This window comes from Prochlorococcus marinus, assembly GCF_001180245.1.
Classification (GTDB): domain Bacteria; phylum Cyanobacteriota; class Cyanobacteriia; order PCC-6307; family Cyanobiaceae; genus Prochlorococcus_A; species Prochlorococcus_A marinus_F.
In genome coordinates this window covers 75,478-88,289 of record NZ_CVSV01000045.1, presented here as the reverse complement: position 1 = coordinate 88,289, position 12,812 = coordinate 75,478, and the positions used below count along the sequence as shown (strand labels likewise).

The following is a 12,812-nucleotide window of genomic DNA, read 5'->3' as shown; positions in this document are numbered from 1 at the left end:
AGATCACGATTTTCAAGATTTTTAACTGGACTTTCACCATTTTTATCAACTAAAATCGCTCCTTCCCCTCTAAGTGCCTCAGATATTAAGAAGCAAGGTGCACCATAAAATTTTAAAGCTGTTGGATGAAATTGCACGAACTCTAAATCTTCTATAGCAGCTCCTGCGTTCCATGCAAGAGCAATCCCTTCACCAGAAGATTGAGCAGGATTTGTTGTATTTGTAAATAAATGCCCACCCCCACCTGTAGCCAAAACAACAGCTCTAGATTTAATCCAATATAAATTTGCTCCATCAAGAACCTGAACTCCTCTACATTCTTTATTTTCAATGAGAAGTTCAGTTACTCTTACACCCCTGCAGTGAAGAATATTTTTTTGATTCTCAATATGATCTTCTAGTACTTCAACTAATGCTCGTCCAGTACGATCTTTAACATGTAAGACTCTTCTTCGTGAATGGGCTGCTTCCAAGGTAGTAGATAGTTGATCAGAATTTTGATCAAAAATCATCCCTAAATTCTGCAACCTATCTACACAACCTGGAGCTTCTTTAACCAGCATTTCTACAGCTTGAAAATCACATAGTCCATCTCCTGCTTTTAAAGTGTCCTCTGCATGAAGATCAAATGAATCATCTTTTCTAACAACAGATGCAATTCCTCCTTGAGCCCATCTACTGGAAGATACCTTACTAGTATTTCTATTTAAAAGAAGCACTTTTAAATTTGAGGGTAATTCAAGACAAGTCATAAGACCAGCAGCTCCAGCGCCTACAACGATTACATCCCAATTATTTATTGGTATCAGTTCTTGCGAAAATGGAGGTCTTAACATTAAACCAATCCACTAAGAGTTGGTTGCAGAATTGCTAAAACAATAAAAATACCATCAACAATTAATGTCGTTTGAATTACGTAACTAGAAACTAAGAGTGCTTTACCACTAGTAGTATTAATTGTGGCAGAATTTAAAATTTCTTTTGAAATAAACCAAAGTATAAGAGCAACAAAAACAATAATAGATAATGATTTTATTTGGATAAGACTCTCTGAGGTTTTTTGAAGAATTATAGGTGCATTTTCAGAATCTGCTGTAATTACATGCCTCCATTGATCCATCATTCCGATTAAAAATATTGTAATGTCGGTAACTGCGGTTCCAAATAAAGAAGAGATATAAAAACTTGAACCTATTTTCCAATTAGTATCAAAGCCTATTAAAGCTAATGGGAGCACAACAGCTTCAACAGGTATGTGCAGGATAGGAAATGGGCTTAACCATCCCCAGAACAAACATCCACCAAGCCAACTACCTGATACACCAAGTAATAATGAACTTACAATAAACCACTTTTTTGATACTCTCTGATTTAAAACAAATGCAACGATGAGAATAACAAAAGTAAAACAAAGAGCACTTATTGGTTCTAATCTAACCCAAGGGGCTTGAACAAAAATAGGTAAAATTACAAAAAAAGAAGACCACAATCTTAAAGAAATAGGATTTGATAAAAAACTATTTTCGTATGCATCAACTTTGTTATGCAATTCATAGTTCAATGTATCTTTCACTTCTAAATTTTTTGTAATTAATTCTTTCAATGAAAAAGGTTATTTAATTAATCTAAATCGTGTTTTAGAAAACTGCGAATGCCATATTTTAATAAATTAAAGGCCCATAATTTCACACCTATATTTAGTTTTTTAAAAGTATTTAATACACTTTGAGTCATATATAAGTTTAGAATAAATATAAATAAGAGTATTTGGCCTTAAATTGTGTGGCAAGAAATTAATTACACAGAAGATCCCAATGATCTTTTAGTTCCTAATATTACTTATAAAATAAATCCTGCAGAAATTGAAAGTGTTGAAGCTAATTCCATTGCTCAAGAAATAGGATTTGAATCTGGTGATTCAATTATTAGTATTAATGGGAAAAAGCCAAGAGATTTAATTGATTATCAGATTCTAATTAGCGAAGAAATTTTAGAAATATCAGTTTTAGATAAAAATCATGAAATTCACAATATAAATATTGAAAAAGATCAAGACGTTAATTTGGGTATAAATTTTAAAGATGCATTATTTGATTCAATCAAACAATGCAATAATAGATGTCCATTTTGTTTTATTGATCAACAGCCAAGTGGCAAAAGAAAAAGCCTTTATATAAAAGATGATGATTATAGATTAAGTTTCCTATATGGCTCTTATCTAACTCTTACCAATTTAAAAAAAGAAGACTGGGAAAGAATTGCTATGCAAAAACTATCCCCACTTTTTGTTTCAGTTCATGCTACTGATCCTGTCACAAGAGAAAAATTATTAAAAAATAAAACAGCAGGAGTAATCCTTGATCAAATTTCGTGGTTTGAAAAAAACTCTATTCAAATACATGCTCAAATTGTTGTTTGTCCAGATATAAATGATGGGGATATTCTTGAGAAATCAATTTTAGATCTTTCTGAATTTTACAAAACAACTTCTCAGACAGTACTTTCAGTTGCAATAGTCCCTGTAGGACTTACAAAATTTAGACCTGAAAATGATGGATTAAAATCAATAAGCCCAGAATATGCAATTAAAACTATTAAACAAGTAGAGAGAATTCAAGCCTCTCTACAAAATAGTCTTGGGACTCGTTTTTGTTGGCTAGCTGACGAATGGTATTTAATTGCTGGCACAAATTTACCTAGTTACAAAACCTACGAAAATATGCCACAAGAATCTAATGGAGTGGGAACTATTAGAAACTTTCTAGAAACATTAAGAGAGAAGACGAAAAACCTACCCAAAAAAGTAAAAAAGCCAAAAAAAGTTAGTTGGATTGTTGGTAAATTAGTTTATGAAGCCCTAATTCCTACAGTTAAGAAATTAAACTTAATTGATGGTTTGAAAGTCAACTTATATGGTTTGCCAAGCATTTATTGGGGTCAAGATCAAGTTGTTACAGGTCTTCTTACTGGAGAAGATCTTATTTATGGGCTGAAAAATAAGGACTTAGGAGAAACTGTTTACATACCATCTATCATGTTAAAAATTAATACTGATATATTTTTAGATGATAAAAATATTCAAGAAGTTGAAAATCAATTAAATACTAAAATTCACGTTCTCGATGATTCAAATGATATTATTAATACTTTGATTGGTTAATCGAATATCTTCAATACTATAAAACATGCTTAGAAGAGTAATAAATCCTATCTTATTAATACCGCTTACTCTAGGTTTAAACAGCGTTAACGTCCTATCGAGAGAAACAGAAAATTACATTGATAGTGTTTTAGAAGAAAAATTAAATATTACTTTTGTTAACTATCAAGAAATAGAAAAACTTGTGTTAAATAATCAAGAATTAAAATCATTACAAAACTTAGTAGCCTCTGCAAGCTTCAATCTTTCCAGTCAAATTGCCAAAAGATACCCATCCTTAGATTTTCAAGCCAATGGATTACCAAAATATGTCGCAGGTAAAAAGTACAATAGCAATTCACCTACTTTAAAAACATCACAATTTACTGCTAATCCCTCCCTTAACATTAAATGGGATGTAATTAACCCTCTTAGAGGATCTGAAGTTAAAATTGCCAAAACAAATTACAAAATTGCAGAAAATAATTATGAGATTAAGAAAAAAGATTTAATTCAAGAAGCAAGAATCAGATATCACAAATACAAAAAATCATATCAAGATATTCAAAATAAAAAATTCACACTTGATTTATCAATTACGAGTTTAGAAAATGCCAAGGCGAAGCTAGATGCTGGAATTGGTACAAAATTTGAGGTTCTTGAAGCAGAAGCTCAATTATCTCGAGATAAACAATCACTTAATGAAAAGAAAATAGAACATAAAATTAATAAAATTTCTCTTAAAGAGATTCTTAACATTAAAGGGGATTTCGAAACTAATAAAGAGCAAAATCTTGTAGGGTTTTGGAATCATAAATTGAATAAGAATCTTAAAAAAGGTTTGGATAAAAATCTTTCCTTAAAAAACCTTATTCTTCAAAAATCAATCAAAAAGAGCCAAGCCAATAGCTTTTTAGCTCAAAATAAGCCAAATATCTATATCAGTAATTCATTATCTAGTACATTTTCAAAAGGTGACTCTCTAGCAACTAATATCGACTCTGAAAAATCTGGATCTAATTATACAAATACCATAAGTCTAAATTTTGCATGGAGTATTTTTGATGGCGGACAAAATAAGAACTCTTATAAATCAAAAATAGCAGATGCAGAAGCCGAAAAATATGCTTATGAGAATCTAAAAAATGTTTTAACCACAAGTATTAGTAAAGCATATTTAAATCTTAAATTAAATGAAGAAAAAATTATTTCTTCTCTTAAAGAAATTGAATCTAGCAAAGAGTCTGTAAGGCTTGCCAGACTTAGATATGATGTCGGAATATCAACTCTAAAAGATGTTCTTGTTAGGCAAAGTGAATTAAGTAATGCGAAATCAAAAAATATTAATGCAAAATATAATTACAATTTAAATATAGATGAGTTAGAAAGATTAACTTTCCTTGATGCAAGTAAAAATTGTTTGGGTAGTAATAATACTAAAATTAATGATACAGATTCTATTTGCAATATATAAATATGAACCCACAAAATTTAACTAATAAGCAACTAAGTGAATTAGATTATTTATTTGAATTGGTTAGTCAACGTCAAACAAAAGATTTTGGAAATATTAGCGCCAGCAATAAAGCAGATGGATCATTATTAACAAGTTGTGATTTATGGAGTGACAAAACAATCGTAGATGGCTTAGCTTCAATAGCGCCAGGTGAGGGCGTCCTTAGTGAAGAGGGGCATAAACTAATTCCAAATTCAAAAGCTTATTGGGTGGTCGATCCACTTGATGGGACAACAAATTTTGCTGCAGGTATTCCTTACTGGTCTATATCAGTAGCAAGGTTCGTTGATGGTAAACCACAATCTTCTTTTCTTATAATTCCTACATTGAAAAAAAAGTTTGTATCCATAAAAGGTAAAGGGGTTTGGTTAAATAACCAGAAAATTGATCCTAGCCAAAATAATCGTCGAAGTGAATGTATTTCTTTATGTAGTAGATCAATAAAAATTTTACAAAAACAACCAAACTCAGTATTTCCTGGCAAAATTAGACTCTTAGGTGTATCGAGTTTAAATCTTACGAGTGTAGCGATGGGACAAACTTTCGGTGCAATAGAATCAACCCCTAAGATTTGGGATATTGCAGCAGCCTGGCTGTTGTTAGAAGAACTCAATTGCTCTATAGAGTGGTTGGAAACAGATCCTTTAAATTTAGTTTCAGGAGAAGACTTGAGCGATGTTAACTTTCCATTAATTGCTTGTAGATCTATAGATAAAGTTGAAATTTTAAAGCCATGGGGCAATTTATTATTAGAAAAGTAGATGCATCATAAATAAAAAAAATTGCTTGAAAAATTTCTTAATCAGATACAATAAAAAATAGTAAATAAATAAAATATTTGAAGAAAATTAATATGCAGAGAAGTTCAACATGGATACTTAAAAGTTTATGGGGAGCTTGTGAGCGATGGAGCAAATCTGATTGTGTTGATTTAAGCGCTGCATTTGCATACTACACACTTCAATCATTTTTTCCTATCCTTCTAATTTCTCTTTCAATAGCTTCATGGTTCCTAGGAAAACAAGAAGGATTAGATCAACAAATAATTGCCATTGCTGCTCAGCTTTTACCTCCTTCAGTAGTTGAGTTAGTAGAAACAACATTATTTAATTTGATAGATCAGGGTTTTGGAGCAGGTATTCTTGGGGCTATGTTTTTGATTTTTACAGCAGGAAATGCATATCTATCTCTTCAAAGAGGGTCAGATAGGCTTTGGGAGGACGAAATTCCTTCTAAAAAAGTTAATGCTGCTTGGAGAGTGCAAGCTTCGAAGTTTCTCCGAAATAGAGTTGAAGCCTTTTTAATAGTTTTCTTTATTGGTTTTTTAATGGTACTAGATCAAATTAGTGCAAATCTTAGGATGATCCCAAGTAACGTTTTAGAAAATCTTTCAAAATCTAATAATCTTATTTCTAATTTATTATTAAAGTTGCCGCTATTACAAGTTGGTCAGTTTGCAATACCACTAATTGGCTTTTCTTTAATGGCTCTTTTATTACAAGCACTTTTACCCAGTAGAAAAGTTCCATTGAAACCACTTTTACCTGGATCTTTTCTTATTGGAATTGGCCTAACTACTTTAAACCTAGCTGTAAGTAAAAGTATTCTCTCACTTGGAGTAAGATTTCAAGCATACGGTTTTATTGGTGGTTTTCTTGTACTTACTTTGTGGGTATGGCTATTAGGAGTGATTTTATATTTTGGACAGTGTTGGAGCGTAGTAATTGCTAATATGACTTTAGTAAATAAAAAAAGAAATTATAGATAAGGATAACTAAGGTGAATTATTTTCTTAAAGCTAATAAAAATCTTCTTACCTACTCATTAATCATATTTATCATTATTTCGCTTTTTGGATTTAACTTTTTCATTAGCTTTATTGGAAATATCCTACTTCTTTTATTATTAATTCCTCTACTATTATTAGTTTTAGTGTTTATAGGGTTTAACTCTTATAAATCTAAAATTAATACATGCAATAATTGTGGGTCAATATCATTAGGTTTAAGCGAAACCTGCATGAATTGTGGTGCAGATTTAGAGAGTATAAGTAAGAATAATCAATTTAATAAAAAGCCTAGTGAAAGTACAATTGAAGTTAAAGCAGAAGAAGTAAAGTAAAATATTAACCTATCCCAATTTGTCTAAGAATACTTTGTCCAGTTATTAATTCAGTACCAAGACCAATCAGAATCCCCATCATAGCCATACGACCGTTCCAAGTTTCTGCAAAATTTACAAAGCCAAATCTTGGTTGATTGTCATTATTCATAATTAACTTGATTATCTATCAAATCATTTTAACGTTTTAAGGAAGAATTTATGATAAATAAATAAATTATTTATTTAACATGTCTTACACCATCAACAGGTCGATACTCATCTCCAGTTAATTCCTCATACACAATAGCTGGCAATCCCGTATCAAACATTGTTTGCAATGCCTCTTTTAACATAGGATTCCAACCCCCAGTACTAACTTTTCCATGTCTTACAGTCCAGTCCCAAGTCCCTTGAAGATCTCTGGGTAATCTACCTTCTCTGTCTCTTCGCGCTACTAAGTCTAAAGACTCGACTATACCAACAATAACTGGATTTTTTCCATAAGAAGGAGTAAGACTTAATTCAAGTCTCACTGGATCCTCTTTAACCATTTTTAAACGAAACCTTGGTGGCAACTTTAAAGACCTTAGTACCGCTGAGACAATTTTTGTTCTTAATTCCAATTTTTTTCCTTAGATGTAATTTGATTAATCAGTTGTTGAACCTTTTTCTTCTAATGTAGAGTCATTGTCGTTGGAAAATCTTACCGTTAATAACTCCTCTTCTGTTATGTTTCCTGATTTATCTAAAAGTTCTGGATGTATTGTGTACTTTTTTTGTTTAAAACTGGAAGTACTAAAACGTTTATTTTTATTATCGGATATACCCCAACCATTAGACATAACTTTAAAAGCTTTCCAAACTAAATAAGTTAAGGCCGCAGAATATATGATTGGAAATAGAATAGTCATTGAACTTATAATTTAGTTAATTATATTTTTAATATCATAACCCGAAAAAAAGAAATTTAGCTTAAGTCAATGAATTATTATCTAGATTCAAATAATTTAATTAGTAGTTATATTTAAATTACACTTTTATGGTGTATAAATTTCTTCGAAAAACATAAAAAATCAAAATTGAAAAGAAACATCCAAAAACTATTTCTAATCGCCTCATTAATAATAGTAGGCATTAGATATCCTGTAAAAGTCATATCCCAACCATTAAGTAAACCAAAAATTAATGTAGTTAATTTATATTCAAACAAATCTTTCATAACTAAAGCTGTAGAAAGAACTGGTGCAGCTGTAGTGACAATTGATACTCAAAGATATATTAAAAAAAGAAAATTTCCTAAAAATTCTCAAGTATTTATAGACCCATATTTTGAAAGATTTTTTGGATTAGATTTACCTAATGACAATCGGCCAAGGATAGAGCAAAGCCAAGGGAGTGGATTTATATTTGCGGATGGACTTATAATGACCAATGCCCATGTTGTGAATGGATCAGATAAGGTAATTGTTGGTTTAACCAATGGCAAAAAATTAGACGCAAAACTTATAGGGCAAGACTTTTTTACTGATTTAGCTGTGCTAAAGATTGAAGGGAAAGGACCTTGGCCTAAAGCAAAATTAGGCAATTCTGCAAAGATTAAAGTTGGTGATTGGGCTATAGCAGTTGGGAATCCATTCGGACTGGAAAACACAGTTACCCTTGGTATTATTAGTAATCTAAATAGAAACGTCACTCAATTAGGAATATATGATAAAAAACTTGAATTAATACAAACAGACGCTGCTATTAATCCTGGCAATTCTGGAGGTCCACTATTGAATAGCGAGGGAGAAGTAATTGGGATTAATACGTTGATAAGATCAGGTCCAGGAGCAGGTTTAAGTTTCGCGATCCCAATTAATAAAGCTAAGGAAATTGCCTATCAACTTATAAAAAATGGAAAAGTAATACATCCTATGATTGGGATTAGCCTAATAGAAGCAAGTAATTCTGAGAGAGACAATAATGTCGTAAAAGTAGGATATGTAGTACCGAACAGTCCAGCAGCAAAGAGTGGAATTATGATAGAAGATATTATAATAAGGGTCGGCAATAAAGATATTGAAACAGCATCAGACGTTATAGAACAAATAAGTAATAATGGTATTAATAAACAAGTAAATATATTATTAAAGCGTAGAAATAAATTTATTAAATTAAAAGTAACACCAACTGATATAACTAATCTACAAAATAACTAAAAGTTTTAATTGTCATTCTGTTTAAGTATTTCCACACATCTAGAGATACATCTACCATCTCTTATATCGCAGGTAGTAATGCATTCAAAATAATTTTCAATAGGATCAGAAATATGAATCTGTTTTTCTTGGAAATCGTGATTTTTCATTTAAATTATTAAAACCTATTTTTGTATTTTTAAGATTAATCAAGGACGGTAAACCATGTAAAGATAAATGAATGATCTTACTTAGCCAAATGTAAATTTTATTTAAAGTAATCAAATTTTTTTATGGTTTTGAGTTTTTTCTAAAAAATATTCGTAATTACCATCATATGAAAATAACTTTGAATCTTTAATTTCGACAATTCTATTTGCAACCTTTGAAATAAAATACCGATCATGAGAAATGATTAATAATGACCCTTTATAATTTTTTATTGCTAATTCTAAGTTTTCCTTAGATTGAAGATCTAAATGATTAGTTGGCTCGTCCAAAAGTAGAAAATTACTAGGATTAATAATCATGAGCGCCAATGCTAATCTTGCCTTTTCTCCCCCACTGAGTTGTTTAATATATTTAAAAACAGTTTCATTTTGAAAGCCAAAACCTCCTAAAAATGTTCTTACTTTTTTTTGGGACCATTCTGGAGACTTATTACATATTAAATCAATAACTCTCTCGTCAAGTGAAAGTGCCTCAGCCTGATTTTGCTCATAATAGCTAGTAATTATATTATGTTTACCAAGATTAATTTCCCCAATTTCAGGAGATATTATTTTCATAATCATTTTAAGCAATGTAGATTTACCGCAGCCATTAGGTCCCAGTATTGCAATTTTCTCCCCCGAAGAAATCTTTAAATTAATATCTAGAAAAAGAATTTTATCCTCAAAACTATGAGACAAATTTTTGATATTTAAAACTAATTTTCCTGAGCGAGGGCACTCTGGAAAATTAAAAACAGGACTTTTTGATTTTGCTATGGGAGCTTCAATTTTAGAAATCTTTTTTAATTGTTTTTCTCTACTCTTTGCTTGCGAACTTCTAGTTGCACTAGCTCTAAATCTATCTATATACCTCTTCTGTAACTCAATTTCTTTTTGTTGCAATTGAAATGCCTTATTTTGTGATTCTTCATTTAAAGATTTCTGTTCCACAAAAAAAGAATAGTTACCATTATATGTTTCGGATATTCCTCTATCTACAAAAATTATTTTTTTACATAATTTGTCTAAAAAATATCTGTCATGACTGATTATGATAACTGCAATTTTAAGCGAAGATAGATACTCTTCCAGCCAGAAAATAGTATCTAAATCTAAATGATTGGTCGGTTCATCCAGTAGAAGTAAATCAGGTTTTTGCAAGATTATTTTTCCAAGTGCAACTTTCATCTGCCAACCACCTGAAAAATTGCCTACCAATTTATCAGCATCTCCTACAGCAAAGCCTAGTGTTGGTAATATTTTTTCTACATCAGATTGCATTTTATAGCCACCTAAAGCTTCAAATTTTGCTTGATATTTTGCAAGTTGATTTACTAATATTTCAAATTCATCAGAATATTTTTTAATATCCAATAATTTCATTTTATTTTCAATTTCTAAAAGTTTATTGGCAACAATTTGTATATCTTTAAAAGAACTTTCTAATTCCTGTCTCACTGAAAAATTCAAATTACAATCAAACTCCTGTTTTAAATGGGCAATTTTAGGATTTCCCTCTTTGATAATTGTGCCACTTGTTTGCTCTTCCTCTCCAATTAAAATCTTAAATTGAGTTGATTTACCTGCACCATTAGAACCAACTAAGCCAACTTTTTCTCCTTTCTTAATCTCCCAATTAATATTTTTTAAAACAACATCTGTAGAATAAATCTTGCTTACACTTTCAAATCTAATCACTGTTTTAAAAATAGAATTTACAAAATCTGTGGCTTATTTACTAAAAAATATTTTGTGGAATAAAATTAAACAATGAAAAGAATAGAACAAATTGTAGTGATTTTCATAGCTGCAGCTCTTGCAATTCCAAGTTACTGGTTTTTTTGGACTTTAGCTGGTGGAGGTGGCTATAACAAAAGAATAAAACCTATTAATAATCCAAACAATAATTATTCGAAGCCTTTTCCTAAAGACCGCCTCGAGCCTTAATTAACCACATTTTAGTTGCCTCATCATCAATAGTACTCAAATATTCAATAACCTCTTCTTTAGTCACAGAAATATTTAACTCGTTGCCAATGTCGCATATTTTATCTAAGGCTTTTTTGGGATTTGTTAAGGCTGTCATAAACAAACTGTTTTTCTTTTTGGAATCGTTGGCAATTAACTTATAGAGCTTTTCAGCATTACTGGACATGTTTTTAAAATCTATTTATTAATAGATTATTACTTCAAGCTACATTTTGTTCATTATATTTATTAATAGATAAATCATTTTCCGAATCTTTTATTTCTTTTGCAGAGGCATCTACCATACTTCTTGCGTCTAAACATAAAACTTTTCTTAGTTTCGCAAAGTTAGCTGCGTGAGATTTTCTACCATCTTTTTGAGCATAGAACTCAGACTGCTGAAGAATATGGTGAAGATGAGTTAACAAATATGGACTAATTACAGCAGACACCAAAACATCACTATTTTCATTATCGTGAGAATCAGAATTAACTAATCTTTTTTTCTTTTTATCAATTATCGACCTTTTAGGAGAATCCAGTTTTCTTGAATTTTTCATGGGGCAATACAAACAATTAATTGATTCGGACATAAATTTCCTTACTAATAATATACACAAAGATAGTATCCTTGACTAACTGTGTATACTTATAAGTAACAGTTATCAACTTTGACTCATGGCTACCCGGCAAAACTCAACAAATGGGAAGCCTAAATCCCCCAGAATTCAAGTAGTTCTTCCAGAATTAATATGTGAGCAATTAACTATTTTGGCAAATAATGAATCTAGGACAGTTAGCAATATGGCAAAAGTGTTAATTCAAGAGGGTATAAAAAAATACTTCGAGAGAGAGGGTAAATCATTTTTCTCAGAAAATAATTCAAATACCGATAAGTTCAGAGACGAACTTGAAAAACAAAGCGTAAGAAGATTAAAAAGAGCTCCTCAAAGGATTAGATACTATAAAAAATCTGATTAAAAAAATTAATTCTGAGGCAATTTCTGTAAATCTGCGGTTTTTCCCATAACTACTAAGATATTACCTCTTTCTAAGATATATTTTGCCGGAGGATTAACTGTTAACTCTTCAGCAGGTCCTGCTGCAAGAACATTAACTAAATAATTTTTCCTCAAATTCAAATCTCTCAAAGATCTTCCAATAAATTCTTCTGGAACAGTTATTTCATCTATACCAGTTTGGTTATCGAGTTCCAATCGTTCAATTAGATTTGGTCTAACTAGTTCTAAACCTAATCTCTCTCCTTGCATTCTTGAGGGAAACACAACTTTGTCTGCACCTACTCTTTTTAACATTTTTTCGTGCAAATCACTCGTGGCTCTTGCTATCACTCTTTTCACTTTGCTGCCTTCACTATCTTTAGCTATAAGTGTCGTAGTTATACTTGCTTCAATAGGTTCACTTATACCTACTACAACAGTATTCATTTCAAGTATTCCAGATTCCTTCATAGACTCTTCATCAGTACAATCTACAACTCTGGCTTCTATAGACGGTTCCAATTGTCTCAAATCATCAATAGCTTTTTCTGAATAATCTGCTGCCAACACGTCTGCACCATTACTTATAAGTTCTCTACAAACAGCAGTTCCAAATCTTCCAACGCCAACAACTGCAAAAGTGAGGGCTTCTTTTTCTCTCTTTTGAGACCACTGCCACCAATCAGCCATAAT

The 12,812-nt window shown here is 30.9% G+C and carries 18 protein-coding genes; 8 read left to right on the top strand and 10 right to left on the bottom strand.

Annotated features, from left to right (window positions below; translation table 11 throughout):
- The coding region (locus tag AMO19_RS01900) for an FAD-binding protein (protein WP_146255920.1) at window positions 1-836 on the bottom strand (836 nt) is incomplete at its 3' end.
- Entirely contained in the window at window positions 836-1,603 is a 768-nt protein-coding gene (locus tag AMO19_RS01895) for a DUF3120 domain-containing protein (protein WP_075507117.1), read from the bottom strand. The genes AMO19_RS01895 and AMO19_RS01900, both read right to left, overlap by 1 nt.
- 177 nt (window positions 1,604-1,780) lie before the next feature.
- Between AMO19_RS01895 and AMO19_RS01890 the strand changes: the two genes are divergently transcribed.
- From AMO19_RS01890 to AMO19_RS01870, 5 genes are all read left to right on the top strand, one after another.
- Window positions 1,781-3,160: a TIGR03279 family radical SAM protein gene (locus tag AMO19_RS01890; protein ID WP_075507116.1), complete on the top strand. Its 1,380-nt coding sequence runs from the start codon at window positions 1,781-1,783 to the stop codon at window positions 3,158-3,160.
- A gap of 25 nt (window positions 3,161-3,185) precedes the next feature.
- Window positions 3,186-4,613, top strand: a complete 1,428-nt coding sequence (locus AMO19_RS01885) for a TolC family protein (protein WP_075507115.1) — start codon at window positions 3,186-3,188, stop codon at window positions 4,611-4,613.
- Window positions 4,614-4,615: 2 nt separating this feature from the next.
- Window positions 4,616-5,416, top strand: a complete 801-nt coding sequence (locus tag AMO19_RS01880; RefSeq protein ID WP_075507114.1) for an inositol monophosphatase family protein — start codon at window positions 4,616-4,618, stop codon at window positions 5,414-5,416.
- A 92-nt stretch (window positions 5,417-5,508) separates the two neighbouring features.
- Window positions 5,509-6,423, top strand: coding sequence for a YihY/virulence factor BrkB family protein (locus tag AMO19_RS01875; protein WP_075507113.1), 915 nt, complete (start codon window positions 5,509-5,511; stop codon window positions 6,421-6,423).
- Between the two features lie 11 nt (window positions 6,424-6,434).
- Complete coding sequence (locus AMO19_RS01870; RefSeq protein WP_075507112.1) at window positions 6,435-6,776, top strand: DUF2614 family zinc ribbon-containing protein; 342 nt, start codon at window positions 6,435-6,437, stop codon at window positions 6,774-6,776.
- Window positions 6,777-6,780: 4 nt separating this feature from the next.
- On the opposite strand, the gene AMO19_RS01865 is transcribed toward AMO19_RS01870, so the two are convergent.
- The 3 genes from AMO19_RS01865 to AMO19_RS01855 form a co-directional block, all read right to left on the bottom strand.
- Window positions 6,781-6,927 carry a high light inducible protein gene (locus tag AMO19_RS01865; RefSeq protein ID WP_012006908.1) on the bottom strand — a complete coding sequence of 49 codons (147 nt, stop codon included), beginning with the start codon at window positions 6,925-6,927 and terminating at the stop codon, window positions 6,781-6,783.
- Window positions 6,928-6,997: 70 nt separating this feature from the next.
- Window positions 6,998-7,381 (bottom strand): hypothetical protein, encoded by a 384-nt coding sequence (locus AMO19_RS01860; RefSeq protein WP_025924047.1) that lies wholly within the window; start codon window positions 7,379-7,381, stop codon window positions 6,998-7,000.
- A 24-nt stretch (window positions 7,382-7,405) separates the two neighbouring features.
- Window positions 7,406-7,669 carry a DUF2973 domain-containing protein gene (locus AMO19_RS01855; RefSeq protein WP_075507111.1) on the bottom strand — a complete coding sequence of 88 codons (264 nt, stop codon included), beginning with the start codon at window positions 7,667-7,669 and terminating at the stop codon, window positions 7,406-7,408.
- 168 nt (window positions 7,670-7,837) lie between these two features.
- On the opposite strand from AMO19_RS01855, the gene AMO19_RS01850 reads away from it, so the two are divergent.
- Window positions 7,838-8,959, top strand: coding sequence for a trypsin-like peptidase domain-containing protein (locus tag AMO19_RS01850; RefSeq protein WP_075507110.1), 1,122 nt, complete (start codon window positions 7,838-7,840; stop codon window positions 8,957-8,959).
- Window positions 8,960-8,964: 5 nt separating this feature from the next.
- Here AMO19_RS01850 and AMO19_RS08405 read toward each other — a convergent pair whose 3' ends face one another.
- Window positions 8,965-9,108 carry a hypothetical protein gene (locus AMO19_RS08405; RefSeq protein WP_179850474.1) on the bottom strand — a complete coding sequence of 48 codons (144 nt, stop codon included), beginning with the start codon at window positions 9,106-9,108 and terminating at the stop codon, window positions 8,965-8,967.
- Between the two features lie 111 nt (window positions 9,109-9,219).
- A complete protein-coding gene (locus tag AMO19_RS01845; RefSeq protein WP_075507109.1) occupies window positions 9,220-10,848 on the bottom strand; it encodes an ABC-F family ATP-binding cassette domain-containing protein in 1,629 nt (542 codons plus the stop codon).
- Between the two features lie 72 nt (window positions 10,849-10,920).
- On the opposite strand from AMO19_RS01845, the gene AMO19_RS08400 reads away from it, so the two are divergent.
- Complete coding sequence (locus AMO19_RS08400; protein ID WP_179850473.1) at window positions 10,921-11,097, top strand: hypothetical protein; 177 nt, start codon at window positions 10,921-10,923, stop codon at window positions 11,095-11,097.
- Here AMO19_RS08400 and AMO19_RS01840 read toward each other — a convergent pair.
- Window positions 11,075-11,305, bottom strand: coding sequence for a hypothetical protein (locus AMO19_RS01840; protein WP_075507108.1), 231 nt, complete (start codon window positions 11,303-11,305; stop codon window positions 11,075-11,077). The two genes, AMO19_RS08400 and AMO19_RS01840, sit on opposite strands and share 23 nt — an antisense overlap.
- 34 nt (window positions 11,306-11,339) lie before the next feature.
- The gene (locus AMO19_RS01835) at window positions 11,340-11,678 is read right to left on the bottom strand and encodes a hypothetical protein (RefSeq protein ID WP_075507107.1); all 339 of its coding nucleotides are present in this window, start codon (window positions 11,676-11,678) and stop codon (window positions 11,340-11,342) included.
- A gap of 118 nt (window positions 11,679-11,796) precedes the next feature.
- Here AMO19_RS01835 and AMO19_RS01830 point away from each other — a divergent pair, with 118 nt between their 5' ends.
- Window positions 11,797-12,099 carry a ribbon-helix-helix domain-containing protein gene (locus AMO19_RS01830; RefSeq protein ID WP_075507106.1) on the top strand — a complete coding sequence of 101 codons (303 nt, stop codon included), beginning with the start codon at window positions 11,797-11,799 and terminating at the stop codon, window positions 12,097-12,099.
- A 5-nt stretch (window positions 12,100-12,104) separates the two neighbouring features.
- Here AMO19_RS01830 and AMO19_RS01825 read toward each other — a convergent pair whose 3' ends face one another.
- Window positions 12,105-12,809 (bottom strand): potassium channel family protein, encoded by a 705-nt coding sequence (locus AMO19_RS01825; RefSeq protein ID WP_025915394.1) that lies wholly within the window; start codon window positions 12,807-12,809, stop codon window positions 12,105-12,107.
- Between the last annotated feature and the right edge of the window lie 3 nt (window positions 12,810-12,812).